A 21153-nucleotide genomic window follows, 5' to 3' on the forward strand; every position below is an offset into this window, starting at 1 on the left:
CCGTCGGCGCACTGGCAGATGACACGCTGCGCCAGTCGCTTCGAGACCAAGCGGCGCAGCACGCCACTCAACTCCAGGTCGTGTCCGGTGCGGTGGGGGCGCTGGATGCCTTGAGCGCCGCTCGTGCCGGCGGTCTTCGCTCGGTGCTTTATCGTGGAATCAAGCCGCCGGTGGGTTGGCTTGGGTCACCGGCCGAAGAGCGGCTTGATTTGGCAAACCTTAAAACGGCTTCGACGCATTTTCGAGGTACCGCCCGTGACGCGGCGTTGGCGTATCCCAAGAACGCGAATGTCGCGGCGGCCATTGCCTTGGCCGGTGCCGGTTTTGATGAGACGCAGGTTGAATTGATCGCCGATCCTCGCGCTCATCTCAATCGCCATGAGATCAATGTCAGCGGTGAATTCGGCCGATTTTCGTTTGTGATCGATGGTCAAGCGCTACCAGACAACCCCAAATCATCGGCGCTGACCGCTATGAGTGTGGTTAGCGCCTTGGGTCGACTCAATGCCGCAATCGTCGTCTAAACGCACCGGCCAGCGGTCGAAACCGTGACCTTGGCCACTTGTACTTCACTGTAAAGACACTAAGATAGCGTCCATACGCCGCCACGCGAAGCACGTCAGTGCGGCGATCATCGATGGAGAAGAACCGTGAGCGAGCGACGCGGCAATTATCGCGAAGTAGAAGATACCGTTCATACGGACCTCAAAGGCCGCATGAATTATGGCGATTATCTCGATCTTGATCGCATTCTAAATGCTCAGCATTTGCTCACCGATGAGCACGACGAAATGCTATTTGTCATCATCCACCAAGCCAGCGAACTGTGGCTCAAGCTGGCCGGGCACGAAGTGGCGTGCGCGATACGTCACGTGGACAACGAGCGATATGGGCAATCGTTCAAAGTTATTTCTCGAGTGAAGCTAATATTCAATCAGCTCACTCAATCGTGGAATATATTGTCGACGTTAACACCGGTGGATTACCTGAAATTTCGCAAAAAGCTGGGTCCGGCGTCCGGACTCCAATCCTATGAATATCGAAATATGGAGTTTCTACTCGGCAATAAGAACGCCCGACTCGTTGAATTGCATCGGCGTGATGAGGGCATCTATTCCAAACTCCGCGACACGCTTGAAGCACCGAGTCTGTACGACGTCGTTATTCGTAAGCTTGCACAGAGTGGGTTTGACATCGATCACGATAAACTAGAGCGAGATTTCACCCAACCTTACGAACCCAATGAAAGCGTTAAACAAGCGTGGTTAACTGTCTACCGTAACGCTGATACGTATTTTGATTTTTACGAGTTGGCCGAAAAGCTTGTTGATATTGAAGATGCCTTTCAGCAGTGGCGGTTCAAGCATATGTATACGGTTCAGCGAATCATCGGCACACGTATGGGCACTGGCGGCTCTTCGGGTGTCCCATTCTTGCGTAAGGCTCTCGATATCAGTTTTTTTCCTGAGCTACTGGATTTACGTTCCGACTTGTAAGCCTAAGGATGACGCCAAGGCGCCAGGAAACGATGGGATTGGCCGGAATAAAGACCCCATAGTCACGGTGATCCCATCCAGCCGGCAACGCGCTGCCGCCGGCTGCCGGTTGTTGCCACGCCGCGCAGTGGCTCGGTCGCGGTTTTGGATATCCCACGACTGGCTTTTTGACGATAATCGGCCCAATCGTCAAATGACCCGCACAAAAAGTAGTCAATACTCTTAGATCTATCTGCCATGAGGCGGCAAACGTGTGGCGGCCATGCCGAAGATGGCGAGTTGGCGTGCGGTTTGCGGCATACCGGTTCGGCAATTTCTCCCAAAAGTGTCGACCCGGTCTCACTTTCACCACCCAAACCACCACGATCGGTCAGTCTGCGCCCGAGTTGGCGTCCTTTTTGCACCATGGGTACCAAACAACCTAAGGAGTAACCCGTGAGCGCAGTACTGGAGCATTACAAAAATCCTGAAACGAACGTCGTTGATTCGTTCAGGAACACGCCTGTTGGCCGCTATGAAATGGACAGGCCTGGCACGGAATGGCCAGGTGATCTGCGCCAAGCGGCGCTCAATTATGGACAAGATAAAATGGAAGTGTTGTTGGTCGACGACGACTCCCGTTACGCTGAGCTGGTTGAGCGAGCGCTCTCTCGCCATAAACACTTGCCCATAAACATCACGCGCGTGACCACTCTCGCTGCGGCGCTGGCCCGCCTAGGTTGTGAGCGCTTCGATGTGATTCTCATGGACCTCAATCTCCCGGATACCAAGGGCATCGAGTCAATTGAAGGTATAACACTCTCTCACAATCGGATTCCGGCCATTGTGATGAGCGACGACAGCGACGAGCATCTCGCAATCAAAGTCATTCAAGCCGGTGCTCAGGACTTTTTAATGAAAGGTCCCGAGGGGCTGGCGAGCCTCCATCGGACCATTTGTTACGCCATTGAGCGAAAGTCCGCGGAATTTCGTCTGCGACAGCTGGCGTCTTATGACAGCTTGACCAATCTTGCCAATCGACAAGAACTGTACTTTCAGTTGGAGAAAGCCTGTGCACACGCGGATCGCCATGGCGATATGGTCGCGCTGTTCTTATTCGATTTGGACCGTTTCAAACAGGTCAATGATCGCCACGGACACCATGCCGGCGATGCGGTTCTTCGCGCATTCGCCCGTCAGCTGCAAAAGTCTATTCGTACCGGTGATACGGCAGCGCGTTTAGGTGGAGACGAGTTTGCGGTGGTGCTGGAGGGCATTCCCAATGCCGCGTCTGCGATCGCCTGGTCCGAAAAAATACTCAAGCGCCTCGACAAACCGTTTCTATTTGATGGCCATGAGTTTTCATTGTCCGCGAGCATCGGAGGTGCCTTCTATCCAGCCCACGGCGGCGACGTCAAGACCCTCATGCACAGCGCCGATTTAGCGATGTACAAAGCCAAAAAAGGGGGTCGACGTGCGGTTGAATTTTATGATGAGCAACTCGAGCAGAGTGTGATTCGCAATCGTAAACTTGAAGAGTCCATGAAACAGGCACTTGATAACAATGAGTTTCAACCGTTTTTCCAACCTAAAGTCTGCTTAAAGACGTTTGACGTAGTGGGCTATGAGTTGTTTTGCCGCTGGGTCAAACCGTGTGGTGATGTGGTGATGCCCAGCGAATTCTTGCCCATTGCACAGAAGCTCCGCTTAATGTCAAAGATTGGCGATCAAATGCGCTATGGCCTCATACGTGCGGTGAAACATTGGGAAATTGATCTAGATCGCGCTTTGCCGGTGTCGATTAATGTGTGCGCAGAGGAACTGACTAAAGAGGACTACTGGTCACGGGTCGTCACTGATTTGCACCTGGCCAACATCGATACATCGTTATTGCGTATTGAAGTCGCTGAAACGCTACTGCTTGAGAAAACACCGACCACGCTGCGCAACATTAATAAACTCAGAGCGCACGGTATCCGAGTGGATCTCAATGGCTTTGGCGCAGGCCATGCCTCGCTCTACTACCTCAAGAAGTTCTCGATCGACGGACTAAAGCTCGATCATTCCTTGGTTCGCTCGCTCGGAGAAGACAAAGACGGCCAGGTGATCTCGCGAACAATCGTCAGCTTGGCAAATGAGCTTGGTCTGAACGTCATTGCAAAGGGTATCGAGACAGCGCACCAACTTCGTTTATTAGCAGACATGGGATGCGCAACGGGACAAGGTTATCTCATCGGTAGACCGATGCCATTTGACGCCATCTGCGACTGGCTCCAGGGTCCGGCCCAGCGCCTGCAGTTGCGACTCGATGAATTTACCGGTGCACATAAAATACTGGAGGAGCCGGCACGCCTGACATCAATCGGTTAATAACGAATTCGGCAGGACGGATTGACCACATCGTTCCCACTAGCTGTTGCTAATCCGTTGCGCCCGGAGAGTGTGCCAAAATCACTATGCTGACGACACTGGATAAAGCCCGACAAATCAACGTCGATACGAAACGTTACGGTACGTTTGCGGAGATCGGCGCTGGTCAAGAAGTGGTGAGGTGGTTCTTTCGTGCCGGGGGTGCAGCCGGCACGGTGGCCAAGAGTATTTCCGCGTACGATATGGAGGTCAGCGACGCGATTTATGGTGACTGCGACCGATATGTGAGTCGTGAACGACTCGACGCGATGCTCATACACGAGCAAGCCCTTAATCGAGAGCGACTCGCCGACCAACGTGGCTCAGATCACAGTTTCTTTACCTTTGCCGACACGGTATCAGCACGCAATTATCTGGGCACTAATGAATGCCACGCGTGGATGGGGATGCGTTTTCAAGCGCGACCCGGCGCGGAAGACAGCGTCATCATTGTGCACGCGAGGATGCTTGACGACACCAATCCTGCTCAGCAGGAGGCCCTCGGTATTGTCGGTGTAAACCTCATTCATGCGGCGCACACGTGGTCCGACAATGTGTATAAGCTTGTCGAATCACTGGTCGAGAACCTCGGGCGTGATCGAATTGAAATCGATATGATCGATGTGAGCGGAGCGGCCTTTGAAGACATCGACAATCGTGTTTTGAGTCTGTATCTGGTTCAACTGGGGTTGACCGGTGCGGCCATGTTCTCGGCCAGCGGCAAAATGCTTCAGCCATCAGCGGTACTGCGAAAACGACCTTTATTGGTTCAGCGCGGGCGTTTCCGTCCGATTACGCACGTGAATGTCGATATGATGCGTGCCGCTCGAGATCAGTTTGAGCCACATTGCGCCCCATCCGAGAATGGCCTGCTGCCGATCATGGAGATTTCAATGCACAATCTGACGGACACCGACACGGTGTGTCTCGAAGATTTCGTGAGTCGCGCCGAAGTCATTGCGTCCACGGGCAGCGTCGTCATGGTGTCCGATTTCCAGGAGTATCACCGGCTGGCTGCGTACCTAACGCGCTATACAGATCGGCAAATAGGGTTGTGCATGGGCCTTGCGGCGCTGCAAGGATTGTTTGATGAATCCTACTATCGCGATCTGGACGGTGGCCTGCTGGAAAGCGTGGGGCGGTTGTTTAAAAAACAAATCAAGCTGCTCATTTATCCCTATAAGTCGACCAATACGGGTCAAGTACAGTGCCTACGCAACGTGGGGTTTGACGACGCTCGACAGCATCTCATCGACTTCCTGACCGCTCGACGTTCACTCATTTCGCTCGAGAATATCTGCTACGACTACCTCGATATCCACTCGCCAGCCGTACTCGACATGATCGAACGCGGCGACAACAACTGGTCGGCACTCGTACCAAAGAGTGTCGAGATGATTATTCGAAGCAAGCGTCTGTTTGGCTATCAGTCGAGTAGCCGATCAGCGACCGTTTAACGGACTCAGAACCGGGCAAGAAGGACATGGCGCCCCCCCGGGGACGGGTCCTCGACACGCGACTCAACGGCAATTGTCCGGTGTGGTGATCAAACTTTACCCAATAAACGTGCCCTTAGCCGGCTGGAATGACTCAACTGGCTGCCAGGTTTAACGCAATTGAGGCGCATTCGGCTGGTGAGACGTGTTCCACAACGAATTCTGTCGTATGATTAGGCACTTAACTGCGCTATCATGCGGTTTAGCTAGGGCACGACGAGCCAGTCCGGCCGTCCATTTACGAAAAATTGGGGAATTCGATGAGTAACGAAATTTTTTCAATGGTATCCAGAATCTTTGGTGGAAGAACCATCAGCGAAGATCAGGAGAGCGAACTGTTCAAGGAAACGCTCATTATGGCGCTGTCGCGCATGACGCGTGCTGACTTGACCATCGAGCCCATTGAAGTGCAATCGGTCATCGAATTTGTCAAACACGCGACCGGGGCGGAAATCAGCGACAACACCATTCGGGTGGCCGCCTCATCGGAGCTTTTCGAATCGGATCCGCTCGAAAAACACCTAAAGAAAGTCTCTAAGCATCTGAGCGCCGAGCATCGCGTCAAGATCATGGAGGGACTGAAGCACATCATCGGTAGTGACGGCAAAGTGACGTCCAATGAGGCGGATTTTTTCAATTCGCTTATCGACGCGCTGGGCCTGTCCGCAGCACAAATTGCGGGTCTGACGGTCGAGTAAATCCGCTCACGCACCAGGCGAAATGTCCGCGTTCAATCGGGCCAGAGGCCGAAGATCCGATTGAATGTTGTCGTTATCGCTCGCCCGTAATTTTCTTGGCCAGTTCATCGAGCTGATTCTTGGAGCGTTCCGACAGCTTGCCCCGCGTTTCGGGATCCAGTAACGATTTCTCAAGCCGTTTAACCAGCGAGTCAAAGTCGATGGGATTGGCGCTGTCTTCGCCTTTCTGATCAGTCGCGGGCTCCTCATCGTGTTCGTAGGCGGCTGAAAACAAACCCAGCCACCGTTCAAAACGCTTCCCCAAGCGCAGCAGTTCGTAAAGCGGTACGCCAGGATTCCCTCGGCTGAACAAGATACCGACCAAACCCGCCAGTAGCGAAAGCGGGCTCAGTAAAATGTCCTTGATGCCGTCGGTAAACAGTTTTACCTGAAAAACCAATGCATCGCGTGCTACTTTGCGGCGATCGGCATGCGGGAATGGGGGGTCATCATGGAACGGCTTGCTCATGGCGGATTCCTGAAGAAGCGGGTGATCCATAGTCTAATCAACCGCGTCACGCATTGAAACGCCACCGCACGGTCGCTACCGGCGCTGAATCACGTTTCAATTTGGTGTGATCAATGTGCCACTAGCGGCACGCGAAAAAATCGCCAACAAAAAAGGCCCCCGACGAGAGTCGAGGGCCTGCTTGTTCATGGCTGTCGGCGTGGTGCTACGAACGCTTCAGACGTCGTACACCGATCAACAGCATGCCCATACCGATCAGCGCAAGGGTGGCCGGCTCCGACACGGCCATGGCAGCGGCTCGGCCAGATAGCACGATGTTGTCAAGAAACGCGCGCTCGCTGCTCGTGCTGACGCTTGTGTAAAAGCGAAATTCGATGTTGGCCTGATTGGCCGCAGCAAAACCGAGACTCAACACGTTGTTGACCAAGCTCGAGCCCCCAAGCGCGTGTTCAACCAGTTCCGTCCAGGTCGACGAACCCGATACACGCCACTCGACGAACAGTGAGTCGTTGCTTTCGGTGTTGTTAGACGCACCCCAATCGTAGGAGAGGATAATGTCGGTGAGCCCGATTGTGCTGAAGCCGCCCAGCTGGGACGCCGCGGCGTCGATACCGTTTTGGGTATCGCGCAGTCGCAGCACGCCATTGTGGACAGCCACGTCATTGTGATCGTCTTCAATTTCGGACCAGCCGTTCCCGACGGTGTTGCGGTTTCCACCGCTGAAATCGTCCGAGAAAATAATGACCGCGGAAGCTGACGGTGCGGCGAGGCCGCAAATCAGCACGAGTATTGGCATTAAGTGTTTCATTTTCATTGTTTTGCTACTTACTTCTACGGGTAATTACCCATTATAAAGCAAATCTCATGCCAATCTAATAATCCTATTATATACAACAGGTTATGAATCGTAGCTGACGCTCTATCCCGATGACTGTAAGAAAAGCCGACGCACCCATGGCGAGAACCTATCGAACGTGCGTTCCGGTATCGATTTGCACGCGAAGCCAACGGCGCGACCTCGGACGATGGAATGGCGTGTTGCCGGGTGCAGGCCCTTGGCCAACGGGCGCCTAGGGTCCTACTCTCGATCGACGGTAATCGTGTCGAGTAAGGATTGCGCCGCACGGCGGCTCGGAAAACGTCCTTCGGTGCGCAGCGCATTTTCTAGAACCGACTGTGCGGTGGTCCAGGCGCCATCGTGCGCCAGCACCGACGCGTAGTGAAACGCGATTTCAGGGCTGCCGGTTGCGGTGACTTGATCAAATGCATCACGCAGAACATGGCGGCTATCGTCAATCTGTCCGGTTTGAAACAACAACCAACCGTAGGTGTCAGCCACGCCGGGTGATTCGTCCGATAATTCAAAGGCCGTTCGCGCCAGCTCGATGGCACGGGTTTGGTCGCCGCTTTGGTTACGCTGGAAGGTAAGCCACGCCAAATTGTTGTGCGCAATGATGGAATTGGGATCGATGTTGAGCAGATGCTCGTATTCGCGGATCGCGCGAACATGGTCACCTTGTTCGTGGTGATATTGTGCGATTTTTAACTGGGGCCGACTGTCTTCGGGAAAGCGCTGTTGCCAGCCCACCAGTGTTTGGGTTGGGTCATCGAGTTCATGCGCCTTTCGCACCGTGAACAAGGCCTGGGCCACCGCCCAGGAGGGCCCCAATGCCTGAGCGGCCTCAAACGCTTCAATGGCCTCCAGCGCCTTGCCCTGTGCCGCTCGAATTTCACCGACCGCCACCAAGGCCGGTCGATTTTTGCCAAAATTTTCCTCGATGTCGTCGACGAGCTTATCGGCTTGGATGGTTTTACCCGCATTGGCCTGCAGTACGCCCATTGAGCGCCGCGCCGGTAGGTGATTATCATCGTTGCGAATCACCGTGGCAAAACTGGAGCGTGCCAAGAAAAACTGACCGCTCGCGAGCGCCGAGCGCCCTAGGAAATAGCGGTATTGAATGGTCTCGGGGCTCAGCACGACGGCCCGCTGAAAACTCATACGCGCCTCAGAGGTTTGATTGCGATACATCAACGCAAATCCATGCAGTGCGTGCGCTCGCGCGGACGCCGGGTATTCTTTTACGGCGATGGCCGTGAATTCTTCCGCCGCTTTGTAGTCCCGGTCGCGCAATGCCTGACTGGCCAGCATGAGGTTGGGGAGCAGGGCGCTTGGATCGTTGCTGTTCGCAATTTTTATCATCTCCAGCGATCGCGCCGAATCGCCCGTCGCTTCATAAATTCGTGCGAGCACCAACGTGGGAAGAAGATCGCTAGCGTCCTCAGCGTGCGCGGCTTCAAACAGCGCACGCGATTCGGTGTAGTCGTCGATCCGTTCATCGAGGTTAAGAATGTTAAGCATCGCGGAGCGATTACCGGGCGAGTCGGCAAGCAGTTTACGAAACAGTTTGCGCGCCTCGTCAAGCTTGTTGATCGCCGCATAAAAACTACCGGCGAGTCCGATCACGTAGCGATCGTTGGGTGCATCGACGAGCAGCGATTCGATTTGGCGCTCTGCGCGCGCCTGATTGTTGTTATCAAGCTGCGCTACGCGGATGAGGATCGACCGCCGTTCATCGGATAACGCCTTCTCAGGCAGTGAACGCAACACGCTGATCGCGCGTAGTGAATCACCTGACGATAAATAGGCCGACGCTAGGGCCAGACCGGCTTGCACGCTGTCGGGTGTGCGTCGATACGCTTCCTCAAGATTGTCGAGACCGGCGCTTTGATCACCACCGCGCAATCGAGCCCTCCCAAGCATCGTCAGCAAATCGGTGTTGGTGTCATCGAGGCTCAGGCCATCACTAAGCGTGCGAACGGCCGCTTTGTCCCGGCCCATGCGTAGACGTGTTTCGGCCAACAATCGACGCGCTCGGGCATTGTCGGGATTATTGATCACGGCGTTGGCCAAGTGCATTTCGGCCTGATCGAAATCCTCGAGCTGAATCATAGCGATGCCCATCAGGGCGTGCGCCGGCGAGTAATTCGGATACGAGGCCAACACCTGCTGGAAATAGTCGATGGCGCGATCGTTGTTGCCCGCATCAAACGCCACTCGACCCTGAAGATACAGCGCCATCGGATGGTCGTGACCAATGGCAACCAAACTTCGCGTTGCCTCACGAGCACCCTCAAGATCATTGAGTCCTAACAGCGCTTCGATGTATTGCGCTTCGAGAAAAAACCAGTCTTCTCTTCGCGCTCGAATCTCCTCGGTTCGCGCACGAGCCAACAAGTCGCGCGCGTGCTGATATTTTTCTTGTTTCAGATACACCCGGCCAAGGGCGAGGACAGTTTCGGGCACGCCGGGAGCGAGTTCGATCGCCTGTAAGTTAAGCGATTCCGCCTGTTCAAAGTCTTCCTCATTGGCCGCAATCGAGGCCAGTCCCATTAGCGCAATGCGGCGCGCTTCGACACTCTTTGCGGCATCCAGCTCTTCATTAAACGAGGCGACGGCACGATCAATTGAACCAATCTCGAGCATGGATCGAGCACGAAGGGCCTTGAGTGTGCTGACCAACTCCTCGTTCTCGATATCGATTGTTCGAATTTCAGAGAGCACTTCAACATGGTTGCCCGTCCCTTGTAGCGCTCGTGCCAACATCTCAGCATAGCGTTCGGGGGGAGCCCCCAAATCGCGTGCGCGCTCGGCCTCTTTTTGCGCGGTGGCGAAATCGCCGAGCGCTAATAACGCTTCACCGAGCAGCAGCCGTGCTTCGCTGTTTCGGCTGTTATTCAGAAGTAGATTGCGCATCTCAATTATCGCTTCGCGATAGCGCAGCTTCTCGATGCTCGTGCGTGCATCGGCCACACGCTGGGCTTCGGTACGCGTGTCTTGGGCGCAACCGGTTGGAATCAGCACGGTCAATGCAAGCAGCACAAGCATCCATGGCGGGAGACGAAAAGGCATTGTGTTCATGCGACATCCGCTGTTTGGGCAATGGCCTCTGAGTGTAGTCAATGCCGTGATCGAATGCACCGCGATCCGTTCACAGATCGCCCATGTCACGTATCGGCGAGCCAGCGTGCCAATAGGCGATTTGTTGCGTCAGGCTGTTCCAAAGTGGGCAAGTGACCGGCATCGGCAACGATATGGAGCGTCGACGATCGGATCAGTGCATGCATGTCTTCATGCATGCCAGGCGGACACAGGGTATCGTGTTCACCGCATAGCAAAAGCGCCGGTGTCTCAGCGTTGCGCAGTGTCGAACGGTAATCGCGTCGGCACTGAAGCGCCCGAGACTGTGATTCGAACACAGTCGGCCCGAGCGTCTCGGCCATCGCCATACACACATCAAGAATTCGCCCCGTGTTTGGGCCATCAGCAAGGTAGTTTGGCTTCATTTCGTCACGCATCACCGAGCGTAGTTGACCCCTCGACACTCGCTCGATCTGTGCATCTCGCATACGCACTTTTTCGGGTGTATCCGCCGAGGGGTTTGTATCCACTAGAGCGACTGCCGACACGCGTTCTGGTGCGACATCCAGAATGTGCATGGCCACAATACCGCCCATCGACAAGCCGGCCAGCGCAAAAGTCTCGGGTGCGGCGTCCAGTACGCTGTGGGCTAGCGCCTCGATAGTTGAATGACCGACTAACGGCGCGACCATCACCGCTCGATGCCCTGAAAAATACGCAATCTGCGGTGCAAACAAACGCGCATCACACATCATGCCGGGTAGTAAAACCAGCGGGGGAGGTTGGCGTGTCATGGGTGCTTATTCACCGCAAAGGAATGGGTATGGCTTCATTCACGGCACGAGGGGGTCGGGAACCGATACAGCCCCTCCTGTGCGCGCCTTATTAAACTCTTGAAGTCGGGCCAGTACGTCCACGCCGACTTGACGATACAGATCCAGTAAATCAACGAGCACCCAATTTTCACGGATCAACCCATTCTCCAATCGCCAAAAATCAAGGCTGCGCAGAAGCACTTCTTTGCCAACTGGGGCAATGCCCATCCAGCCATCATCGCTTAGTGTGAGCCGCATATTGGGCCAGCCGGTTTCGCAGACGTAATTCCCTTGGGCAACCCAATGGGACATGAGGTCGCCCATGGCATCGAGTTTTCGATCTGGCATCGCGCGCAAGAATGGCATTTGGTGCCAATGACGAAATCCGGCAATGCCGCGCGCAGTGCCGATTCCCGCCGGCCCATACCAGTTAAATTGTGGGTGCCAGTATTTTTCAAGCTGCATGATCGCCGGATCGGGATTGGCCGGGTATTTGCACAGATCCGTGAGCATCGCCAGCACATGCTCCATGGCACCGATCCCCGAGCCATGAGCGGTCAGACCGTCGCCACTCATCGGCGCGGGCGTACACAAAAACGCGCCAAGTTGCGGCGCCATTGGCCAGGCGTTGGCTTGCATCATGAGTTCCGGCAGATCCCAAATGACGTGCATTTGTACGACCCGATCTTGCTCGATCTGAAAGAACTCGTGATAGCGCATGTGCACCAGATGCCCGGTCGGCGGTATGCCCAATAACGGCGCGGTGAAGGTGCCCATGTAGTTGCCCATGGTGCCGATCCATTGAGCGCCTTCTGGCGTCGTGCCAGCCAATACGATCAGGTCGCGCCGCTCGACATCCGGGAGCGAATCGCGCAGAGGATTTAAACATGTCGTCAGAAAGGCGTCGGGCCCGATCAAATCCCCAAACGGATGACAAACGCGTATGTGTGCGTCCGCGTCGATTGCCGCATGGGTCGCCGCGTCCAGTGCCGGCCACTGAAATTCCAGTGCCGCGCGTTGGAAATCCTCAATCACAGAGATGAAAGCGTTTGACATGATGTTGGTCCCGAAAGAGTGGACAGTCACGGCGATTCTTTGACGAGTAATCACCTTGGCCTTGCATTCGAAGTCAGGAGTATAGGCTGGTCTAGTAAACGGTGTCCAGCTTCAACGAAATACGCTTTTATTCTATATTATTCATATATTAATGAACGCTTTCTAGACTTTACTTACGTTTATGTTCTGCGCCCGAATGGCTCAATCCACATGCGGCCTAGCCCAGGAAAATGGCGGTCGGATCAGCCGACGGGTCTTTGATGAACAAGTCGGCACGAACCATATCGATCATCATCGCAAACGGTGAAGCCAACCGGCGCTCGCGGGTCCTTCAATCGCTCGGTCATTCGGTGATTTATTATTCGGCAATTCGAAAAACTTAATCAGTTTCTATACGGTTTATTCGGTTGGCGGCCTACGTACCATAAGGGCTCTTTGCCCCTGAACCTGGAGAGCGACCCATGAAAGCAATGATCCTAAATGCTTACGGCGACGATGCGACCTTTGAGCCGGCCGAGCTCAATACGCCTGAGCCGGCGGCTGGCGAGGTACGCGTGCGCATCGCGGCCACCAGCGTCAACACCGTGGACACAATGATTCGTCAATTGGGGCAGGAGAATTTGCCGCTATCACCCGACTTACCCGCGGTCTTGGGCATGGACTTCGCTGGGGTCGTGGATGCCGTCGGGGAGGGGGTCAGTACGTTTACGGTCGGCGACGAGGTGTATGGTTGTGCAGGTGGATTGTCTGACTTGCAAGGCGCGCTCGCCGAGTACATGGTCGCCGATGTGCGGCTGATCGCGCTCAAGCCTAAATCGCTTTCGATGCGAGAAGCGGCGGCCTTACCATTGGTCGGCATTACCGCCTATGAAGGACTGTCCCGCGCCAAGGTTGGGGCAGGGCAAAAGGTGCTAGTACACGGCGGAACGGGTGGCGTTGGCCATGTTGCGGTTCAACTTGCCCGCCATTTTGGGGCCGACGTTTACGCGACCATTTCCTCCGACGATCAGGCCGACATCGTACGCGGTTATGGGGCCACACCAATTAACTACAAAACCGAGTCGGTCGCCGATTATGTGGCCCAACACACTGACGGGCGTGGCTTCGATGTGGTGTTTGATTCGGTGGGTGGTGCCAACATGCTCAATTCATTCGAGGCCGCGGCGCTAAACGCGCACGTCGCGTCCACGGTGTCCCTCCTGGAAATCGACTTGACCCAGGTGCATTTCAAAGGCCTGTCTCTCCATGTGGTCTTTATGCTCATCCCAATGCTCCACAATGTGGCACGAGAAGCGCACGCGACGATTTTATCAACTATGACGTCAATTGCTGACGCGGGTCAGCTCAAACCACTGGTGGATTCAAACCGCTTCGTGTTGGCGCAGGTGGGGAAGGCGTACGCTCACCTCACCAGTGGTGCCGCCATTGGCAAGGTGGTCGTCGAAGTCGAATCCACCAACTGACCCGCTTGACGCCAGTGCGGATGCTTAGTCAGCGATATCAAACCGGGAATGGTATGGTCTTGTCTCGCGTATAAAAGAAGCGGGACATGGGAATGACAAGGGCCTCTATTGCGCCTCGCGCACGATTGACCAGGATGCTATTCGCCGGTATCTGGGCCTGTTGGCTCAGCTTATCGGCGGCGGCGACTGAATGTGGCGCCACGCACCAACAGGCGCTGCAGATACTGGGTTCCGGGGGGCCCATTGCCGATGACGGGCGCGCCTCGTCCAGTTATCTGGTCTGGTCAGGCGGAAAAGCGCCAGTAATGGTCGATACGGGCAGCGGCAGTTTTTTGCGTTTTGGCGAGGCCGGCGCATTGGTGTCCGAGCTTGATTTTATTGGGCTGAGTCATCTCCATACGGATCATGTGGGCGACTTTCCGGCGCTGATGAAGAGCGGCTCTTTTCGCCATCGTCGACTTCCGCTCGTGGTCGCCGGTCCCGCTGGTTCGGCGTTGTTTCCCAGCGTTAGCGCCTACCTTACGCAACTCTTCGACTCAACCACCGGCGCCTACCGTTATCTTCATTCTTACGTGCGCGACGAGGACGCGCCTTTGATCGTGCAAGAAGTTGACTCGCGCGATGTCGTGTCGGTGTTTCGCTCCGACTTGATGCAAATCGATTCGCTCGCCGTGCCGCACGGTATCGTGCCCGCACTGGCCTTTCGAGTTCGAATCGGCGGTAAGACTCTTGTCTTTGGCAGTGATCAAAACGGCAGTAACGACGCTTTTATCGATTTTGTGCGCGACGCGGATGTCTTAGTGATGCACCTTGTTGTCCCAGAGGGCGTGCGCGGCCCCGCTCGACGGTTGCATGCCGCACCCAGTCGCATCGGCGAAATTGCCCGCGACGCCAATGTGTCGCACTTGGTTCTAAGCCATTTGATGGCGCGCAGTTTGTCGACACTTGACGACAATTTGGCGCAGGTGCGCAAACGCTACAAGGGCCCGATCACCGTGGCACACGACCTACTCTGTATTGATCTGGATTCGTCCGGTTAGTGATCGTGTACAAAGCATCGAGCAGATGTTTAGTGCAGCACCGAAATAAGGGCGATCGCAACACCCCCAACAACCAGCGCAGAAAACAAGCCCACGGCAAGCGGACGCATACCGATCGTCAGCAGTCCACGCACGCTCGTACCCAACCCGACCGCAGCCATGGCAACCGCCAGACACAGTTCGGCGAACGATTTGGTGTAGCTCACAATTTGTCGCCATTCTTCGGGCGACCAGATACCAAAGGCGAGATCACCGGCATCGCCGAGGGTGCGTAGCAAACTCATCGCCGCAAACCCTAATACGAACAAAGGAATCATGCTATACCAGGGGGCCGTTTCGGTGTCTTGCCCTGCATTTTGTCGGTGATAAACGATACTCATGAGGGGAATAACAACGAGCATGCCCAGATTGCGCACGAGCTTGGTCACGGTCGCCACGTCTAGCGCCTCGGGACTGCCGTAGAACTGCTGATACACCAGCCCCGCGCCCGCCACCTGAGCCGTCTCATGCACCGACGTACCCAGAAACAGGCCAGCGGCAAAGCCATTGCCATCAAACAACCAGTGGCCGATAAACGGGTACGTCAGCATCGCTAGCACACCGAACAGTGTGATACACGCGACGGCGTAGCTGACCTCGTCGTCTTTGGCTTTGATGGCCGGCGCCGTAGCCACAATTGCGGTGGCGCCACAAATGGCAGTGCCCACGGCAATGAGTGTCGACAAACGACCGTTAACACTGAGCCAGCGCCCGAGAAGATTGACCAAGACCAGCGCAGCGATCACCGCGCCAATGATAATCGGCAGACTCTTAAGACCGATCGATCCGGCTTCATACAGGCTTAAGCGAATGCCGAGCAGCACAATACCAAGACGCAACACGCGCACCAGTCCAAACCGAATGCCGGGTAGGAACAATGCCGGCAGCGGCAATGTATTGCGGACGATAATACCGAGCACAATGGCCATCATGATGGCACTGACGGGGCTTTTTGCCAGACCCATCAAGTCGGTTCCGATCCAATCCGAACTGGCGTGTCCGGCCAGTGCAATAACCAACGCCAAGAGTAAGCCAGGGAGCACTTTCATAGGGGGGAGCCTGCGTGAAAAGTCGGTAGTATAGAGGCATCCGCAACCGCGATGCCAGTCTCATGCATCGTGCCGAATAGGCTCACACTGAGCGTAAACGGCAAGGCAGCGTTAAACCGAAAATTGGATCCACTCAGCGCGTAAAATTGGTCTTACCCCGCGCCATTACGTGCCAGTATCGTTAGTCGTGCCCCGATGCGCCTCGACCAAGGATGCGATTCTCAAGCGATCGCGCTGTATTCGACAAGAGAGTTATTTCGAGTTGGACGAGGATGCGAGATTAAAAAATCGCGTGGCGTTGTCATGAAAGATTGCGCGTCGCTGCTCGACGCTTAAAAAATCAAACGTGTCGTAGCGTTCTATGATCTTATCGGCCGGCCAATTGTCCGTACCGAGCATAATGCGATCACCAAACCCGCGTTCAATAAACGCATGTAGCGCGGCGGCGTGCACAGGCGCGGGCAAGGCCGCATTCAGTGCGGTCATATCCACATAAATAGTGGGGTACTCGTAAAGTAAAGCGAAGGTTTCTTCCAGATAATCGATGTTATCGAGCATGGGCACCGCTGGAAATCCCGCGTGCTGCAGCCAGATCCGAAGATCAGGATACTGACGTAAAACCGGTCGAAGCTTGTCGGGGTTACCCAGGTCCGCATTGAAGTTGGGGCAACACCCGTCGGGTCGCGAGGGGCTCCCTGCGGGCGGTCCACGATTGATATGAACGGCGACCGGTATATCCAGTTCACTGGCCAGTGCCCAGTAAGGCATCATGCGCGGATCGTCGTAGGGGATACCGGCATACACATTAAACAACTCGCCCATCACCTTCAGCGTGCCCGTTTCGTAGTGTTCACGCAGCCACGCCAGATCCGGCCAGGCACTGCCGCCCCAATGACACGGGCGTCGCGCATCGCCTTGTGGAGTCCAGCATGGAAACGAGGGCCCGGCCAGAAAGCGTTCTGGTGCACGCTTGACCCAGTCCTCGACATCGCTTTCCTCATTGAGGTGCAGCACTGATAAGCGAATATTGTGTCGATCCATCTCGTGCATCACGTCAGTAAAGTAGTTCGCATCATCCATATGAAGATACGCCGCGTGAAAATGCGCATTGATTATGGCCGGTGGCACATTCGAGTCAGACACGCGAACAGACGATGGCTCGGTAGGCTCTGCCGAATCGATTTGAGGCGAGCTGGAGTCGGTCACGCAACTGCCAAGCACGAGTGTCGCGACGACGAACGGCAGGCGCCACGTGGTGGCGCTCATGTCGAATCCTCTTTTTCTTGGTTCGACGGGGTCGACGCATGTGCAACGCCTTGTGTTCTTTTTTCGACGGTCGAATCCGTGACCTGCTCGCGGACGGCTTGAGCGGCCCTAATGGAGACGGCCAGTTCGCGGACGCGAGCGTGATTGAGGCGACCCGTTTGCGGATCGAATAGCCCCCAGAGTGTGGCGCGAAAACGATTCGCAACGCAGTAACCGAGGTGACGATAGGCTTCAAACTGATTTTCGTCGAAAAATTGGTCGCCGGTCGTTTGGTGGGGGAACGCGCTGTGCTCTGCCGCGTACTGCCGAATATCCACGTAGTTGCTCACCACTTTTTCTGTTAGCGAGTTCTTAAGGTATAAGATCAGTCCATACTGATGTCCGTCATTGCCCTCGACGTCTGAGTATTCAATGACACCCATGGTGCCGTGCTTGGCCGCATAGCGATCACCGTCCTCTTTAAGCCCCACATCATCCAATTCAGGGAAATACAGATGCACACCAAAGTCCGTCCAGCACTTGCGTATGGCGTTTGCAAGATCCTCAAAGCGATGCTGCGGATCGCAACCGGCGTCGGTCACCACGATCAGTCGACACCGTCGGCGTATCAACTCATAGATACCCAAATTGTCGAAGTGGCCGCCATCCGTCAGGTTGACCCAGTCCGATGACCCGGTGGCTGAGCCGGTGAGTTCAGAAAAAAGCGGGCGTCCGGACCAAAAGGGGCGTTTGCGCCACCACGCCGTCCAGTCGGCAGCGTCTTGACCCGACGGCGTCGGTGCCGGGTTGCCAGCCCAGTAGCCCAGCCTCATATTAAACGCGGTGAGCAGGGCAGCGATTGCCGGAGACGTGTGATACCCCATATTTGGGCTAGCTGCTGCGCCAGATATGGCCAGTGCGGTGCCTAAGGTCAGACCGCGATCGTGGCGCTGCAGTGATTCACCCGACGTCACCCGTGTACGGGGGACTTTTTCTGGATCCTGACCGGACGAGAACACACGGGTTACGCGATAACCGCCCACATCGATACCATGACTGTTCTTACTCGAAAAGCCAACAAAATTGGGGGTCAACGTGAAGGACGCGGCGCGCCGAGTCTGCCACGCTAGGTCGTCCCCGCCCGTCATGTTAACGGTGGCATTCACCAGCGGCAGGGGGCGCTGTCGATCGAGTGCGGACAGCGGTATATCGTCGGCGGTATCGAATCCGGTGAAGGGGTGCGGCCGCCGTTGCTCAACCAACGAGGCGCCTAGATACGCACGCACCAGTCGATTGCGATACATCGCGTGAGCCGAAAAAATATTGATGTCCAGACCGATGGTGATGAACCCAAAGGCGGCGAGCGCCACGAGAAAGGCCACTCCAGACTGAACGAACGAAATGGAACTCAATTCAGTGGCGGCGAGACCGATCGCTTCGGCCAGAGTTAGATCGCCCCGCCAATACGCGGCGTCGCCCATCGACACCATGAGCGTGTTGAGTCCCCACGCAACGAGCATGGCCATGCCGATTAAAAACAGCCAAGGCGCGAGCAGCATGATGACGCGCTTGATCCAAGAAGACCGGGTTGATTGGTTGCTCCCAGCGAGGCCGCCGCTGGCATTACTCGCGATCAACGCACCGGCCCCTGACGCGCCCACCCAAGCAGCCAGCATCGCAAAACCGCCGTTGCCAAGCCAACGGAAAAGCGGCGGCGTGTAAAACACCAGAGCAAACACCACGAACCAAATTAAGATGGCGAAGAGTACAAACCCACCGATTCGTGCCCACCATTCGCGGTGCATCTCCGAAAACAAATCGCCGGATGTGCCGATATGAATGGTAACAATGAATGAAATTGCCAAAAGCAAAACAGGGGGGCCGGCGGTAATCAATGTGTGCAGATGGGTGGGTTGTCCGGCCCAGTCGGCACTGAGAAGATGTGCGCAGCCATACGCAATTCCGCCGAACACCAAACCGGAAACGATCAGAGCGACTAAAGCGTGCAGGGCCTTAAGCGGCGCGCGAAAGAGTCTCTTGCGTTGCCCGCCAACCCGGCGAATACCGAACCGATACGCGCCGTACCCACACGCCCAGGCGATCGAGTAGGTGATGACACCTAAAAGCAAGTAGCTCGATAAGGGGGCCACGCTGCCAATAAGAGGCGCCGATACCACGATCAACCAGCACGCCACGACGCACCCAAATACCAGAGCGGAATTGACGATTCGCATGCGAAAAGAGGCGTCACCGACTGCCGTAGTGAAGTCGACACGCGACGTGCGTTCATAGGTGTCTGGCGCCTCGCCGCGACCCCTGGGTTGGCGGCGTGCGCGAGTCGGAACGTTCGCGATCTGGCTGCCAAACACACCCAAAATGAACAGCAAAAGTACAATTCCGGCGGTGAGCAGAACGTCAGGCAACGTTGATCCAAACAGTCTTGTAGACACACGGAACGCAATGTTCTGCGCAACCGAGGAAACAACATAGGGTACAAGCAGTAAACAGGCGAGCATGGAAATTAACGCCAGTTGGAGCAGTACAAGGTTGCGAATAAAGATGGAAACCAGCGCCAACATATCGCCGGACAAACCAAGCTTCGGCACCAGATAATTGCTGTAGCGGCGCAGAAAACGCACCGCCGCGTGTTCGAGCGGTGGGAAACCACTGTTGGTGGGCGAAGCCGTCATGCCAGATAACTCGTTCCACGTTGCGCCGGTGGTCGACTGTTCCTCATCGCACGGATGTGAGGTTACGCGGCCACTCATTTCGTTGACAAAGCTCGCGTCGGCGACACGTTCGGTTTTCGTCGCTTCCCGGTGAATCCAAGCGCTGAGCCACGACCCGATATAACCGCCACCCGAAACGGTGGACAGATAATCAAACCGTGAGAGCAGACTGTGACGCCGCTCGGCTTTATGATCCGGCGTCTTTTTGGCGAGCGCTTGGATAACGCCTAGATTGAAGGTAGCGCTACGAATGCCACCACCTGAAAACGCCAAGCCAACAAGGTTACGCGAGTGCGCCGTCGTGTAAGGGGAACTTCCCTTATCGATTCGAGAAGGATCAACGTTTGCATCCGTATGGTTGGTCGTGTCATCCCGAAGCGACGCAATGGCCTCTAGCTCACGGGAGAGCACCTGTTCAAACGAGTAACTGGCCTTATCCGAAAGACTCATCGCACATTCCTAATGCTAGTTTAGCTTGAGAGGTGAGAACGGCTATCACCTTGAATCCTAACGCGATGTCGATCAAAATTCACGGCTAATTGCGCCCGACATGCGTCAACGCAAACCGCAAGTGGTTGAAATTAGCCGTGTGAACCCGGGATAAGAATGAGCCGCCTGCACCGTCTGACGACGTCATTCCTCAGACTCAATACCCATGCGCTACGCACGAACACGCGCACTCGCGCAAAAGGCGGGGAAACGTCGGTCAATACGACGCCACGCTTGCGTTCATCGAAATGTGGGCGTGCAGCTTAACTTCGGTGACAAAGCCAATAGTTACGAACGTGGGCCGTAACAATCATGAGTGACGCAATCACCATTAGGCGACGTTCCCAGTCGTGTCCGAATAAATCGTGGCCGACCGTTGCGAGTGTAATGAAGAGGGTCAAGCTGATGGCACCCAGGGTGAGAACGAGCCAATCTCGATGATGTCGAGATCCGATAAAAAACGCGATAAAGGCACTGGGCACAACAACAAACAGCAGCAACCAATGGAAGGCATCCTCATTGAGCAGCAGTGGGGGCAGGGAGCTGCCCGTTACCAACAGCGTGGGGAGTAGCAAACAGTGAACCGTGCAGACAATGGAGCCAAAGGCGCCAATGCCGTCGGCGATACGTTGGATAATCCCAGAATCGGATGCAATCATGGTGGTCGGTAAGTGGAGGCCAACGGATGAATATACGGCATTTTGGCAGGGGCGCAAGCGCTTT

At 55.4% G+C, this 21153-nt stretch carries 16 protein-coding genes; 7 read left to right on the forward strand and 9 right to left on the reverse strand.

What is annotated here, in order from left to right:
• The 5 genes from AAF465_09750 to AAF465_09770 form a co-directional block, all read left to right on the forward strand.
• A partial coding sequence (locus AAF465_09750) for an aspartate dehydrogenase (protein MEM7083006.1) occupies positions 1–524 on the forward strand: 524 nt, incomplete at its 5' end.
• 126 nt (positions 525–650) lie between these two features.
• Positions 651–1496: a tryptophan 2,3-dioxygenase family protein gene (locus AAF465_09755; protein MEM7083007.1), complete on the forward strand. Its 846-nt coding sequence runs from the start codon at positions 651–653 to the stop codon at positions 1494–1496.
• Between the two features lie 435 nt (positions 1497–1931).
• On the forward strand, positions 1932–3845 hold the full coding sequence (locus tag AAF465_09760; protein MEM7083008.1) for an EAL domain-containing protein: 1914 nt from the start codon (positions 1932–1934) through the stop codon (positions 3843–3845).
• Between the two features lie 86 nt (positions 3846–3931).
• Positions 3932–5341 carry a TonB-dependent receptor gene (locus AAF465_09765; protein MEM7083009.1) on the forward strand — a complete coding sequence of 470 codons (1410 nt, stop codon included), beginning with the start codon at positions 3932–3934 and terminating at the stop codon, positions 5339–5341.
• 299 nt (positions 5342–5640) lie between these two features.
• Entirely contained in the window at positions 5641–6078 is a 438-nt protein-coding gene (locus tag AAF465_09770) for a TerB family tellurite resistance protein (protein MEM7083010.1), read from the forward strand.
• 73 nt (positions 6079–6151) lie between these two features.
• Here the strand turns inward: AAF465_09770 and AAF465_09775 are convergent, their stop codons facing one another.
• The 5 genes from AAF465_09775 to AAF465_09795 form a co-directional block, all read right to left on the reverse strand.
• Positions 6152–6586: a hypothetical protein gene (locus AAF465_09775; GenBank protein MEM7083011.1), complete on the reverse strand. Its 435-nt coding sequence runs from the start codon at positions 6584–6586 to the stop codon at positions 6152–6154.
• Between the two features lie 205 nt (positions 6587–6791).
• Positions 6792–7382 (reverse strand): PEP-CTERM sorting domain-containing protein, encoded by a 591-nt coding sequence (locus tag AAF465_09780; GenBank protein ID MEM7083012.1) that lies wholly within the window; start codon positions 7380–7382, stop codon positions 6792–6794.
• Between the two features lie 282 nt (positions 7383–7664).
• Entirely contained in the window at positions 7665–10505 is a 2841-nt protein-coding gene (prsT, locus tag AAF465_09785; GenBank protein ID MEM7083013.1) for an XrtA/PEP-CTERM system TPR-repeat protein PrsT, read from the reverse strand.
• An 86-nt stretch (positions 10506–10591) separates the two neighbouring features.
• A complete protein-coding gene (locus tag AAF465_09790; protein ID MEM7083014.1) occupies positions 10592–11299 on the reverse strand; it encodes an alpha/beta fold hydrolase in 708 nt (235 codons plus the stop codon).
• A gap of 39 nt (positions 11300–11338) precedes the next feature.
• Positions 11339–12376 (reverse strand): ester cyclase, encoded by a 1038-nt coding sequence (locus tag AAF465_09795; GenBank protein MEM7083015.1) that lies wholly within the window; start codon positions 12374–12376, stop codon positions 11339–11341.
• Positions 12377–12837: 461 nt separating this feature from the next.
• Here AAF465_09795 and AAF465_09800 point away from each other — a divergent pair, with 461 nt between their 5' ends.
• Together AAF465_09800 and AAF465_09805 are read left to right on the forward strand one after the other, a co-directional pair.
• Complete coding sequence (locus AAF465_09800; protein ID MEM7083016.1) at positions 12838–13839, forward strand: zinc-dependent alcohol dehydrogenase family protein; 1002 nt, start codon at positions 12838–12840, stop codon at positions 13837–13839.
• A gap of 92 nt (positions 13840–13931) precedes the next feature.
• Positions 13932–14879, forward strand: a complete 948-nt coding sequence (locus AAF465_09805; GenBank protein MEM7083017.1) for an MBL fold metallo-hydrolase — start codon at positions 13932–13934, stop codon at positions 14877–14879.
• A gap of 29 nt (positions 14880–14908) precedes the next feature.
• Here the strand turns inward: AAF465_09805 and AAF465_09810 are convergent, their stop codons facing one another.
• The 4 genes from AAF465_09810 to AAF465_09825 all read right to left on the reverse strand — a co-directional run bounded on the left by AAF465_09810 (position 14909) and on the right by AAF465_09825 (position 21089).
• Entirely contained in the window at positions 14909–15967 is a 1059-nt protein-coding gene (locus AAF465_09810; GenBank protein ID MEM7083018.1) for a putative sulfate exporter family transporter, read from the reverse strand.
• 252 nt (positions 15968–16219) lie between these two features.
• Complete coding sequence (locus AAF465_09815; GenBank protein ID MEM7083019.1) at positions 16220–17233, reverse strand: amidohydrolase family protein; 1014 nt, start codon at positions 17231–17233, stop codon at positions 16220–16222.
• A complete protein-coding gene (locus tag AAF465_09820) occupies positions 17230–20391 on the reverse strand; it encodes a patatin-like phospholipase family protein (protein MEM7083020.1) in 3162 nt (1053 codons plus the stop codon). The genes AAF465_09815 and AAF465_09820 overlap by 4 nt, the downstream gene beginning before the upstream one ends.
• Before the next feature lie 302 nt (positions 20392–20693).
• On the reverse strand, positions 20694–21089 hold the full coding sequence (locus AAF465_09825) for a MerC domain-containing protein (protein MEM7083021.1): 396 nt from the start codon (positions 21087–21089) through the stop codon (positions 20694–20696).
• Positions 21090–21153 lie beyond the last annotated feature (64 nt).

Source organism: Pseudomonadota bacterium, from assembly GCA_039028935.1.
GTDB lineage: Bacteria > Pseudomonadota > Gammaproteobacteria > Steroidobacterales > SZUA-146 > SZUA-146.

What these genes read in the sequence shown, in the direction of transcription:
- AAF465_09765 (MEM7083009.1), top strand. Translation starts at nt 3,932, where the DNA reads ATGCTGACGACACTGGATAAAGCCCGACAAATCAACGTCGATACGAAA.
- AAF465_09770 (MEM7083010.1), top strand. Translation starts at nt 5,641, where the DNA reads ATGAGTAACGAAATTTTTTCAATGGTATCCAGAATCTTTGGTGGAAGA.
- AAF465_09775 (MEM7083011.1), bottom strand. Translation starts at nt 6,586, where the DNA reads ATGAGCAAGCCGTTCCATGATGACCCCCCATTCCCGCATGCCGATCGC.
- AAF465_09780 (MEM7083012.1), bottom strand. Translation starts at nt 7,382, where the DNA reads ATGCCAATACTCGTGCTGATTTGCGGCCTCGCCGCACCGTCAGCTTCC.
- prsT (MEM7083013.1), bottom strand. Translation starts at nt 10,505, where the DNA reads ATGAACACAATGCCTTTTCGTCTCCCGCCATGGATGCTTGTGCTGCTT.
- AAF465_09790 (MEM7083014.1), bottom strand. Translation starts at nt 11,299, where the DNA reads ATGACACGCCAACCTCCCCCGCTGGTTTTACTACCCGGCATGATGTGT.
- AAF465_09795 (MEM7083015.1), bottom strand. Translation starts at nt 12,376, where the DNA reads ATGTCAAACGCTTTCATCTCTGTGATTGAGGATTTCCAACGCGCGGCA.
- AAF465_09800 (MEM7083016.1), top strand. Translation starts at nt 12,838, where the DNA reads ATGAAAGCAATGATCCTAAATGCTTACGGCGACGATGCGACCTTTGAG.
- AAF465_09805 (MEM7083017.1), top strand. Translation starts at nt 13,932, where the DNA reads ATGACAAGGGCCTCTATTGCGCCTCGCGCACGATTGACCAGGATGCTA.
- AAF465_09810 (MEM7083018.1), bottom strand. Translation starts at nt 15,967, where the DNA reads ATGAAAGTGCTCCCTGGCTTACTCTTGGCGTTGGTTATTGCACTGGCC.
- AAF465_09815 (MEM7083019.1), bottom strand. Translation starts at nt 17,233, where the DNA reads ATGAGCGCCACCACGTGGCGCCTGCCGTTCGTCGTCGCGACACTCGTG.
- AAF465_09820 (MEM7083020.1), bottom strand. Translation starts at nt 20,391, where the DNA reads ATGAGTCTTTCGGATAAGGCCAGTTACTCGTTTGAACAGGTGCTCTCC.
- AAF465_09825 (MEM7083021.1), bottom strand. Translation starts at nt 21,089, where the DNA reads ATGATTGCATCCGATTCTGGGATTATCCAACGTATCGCCGACGGCATT.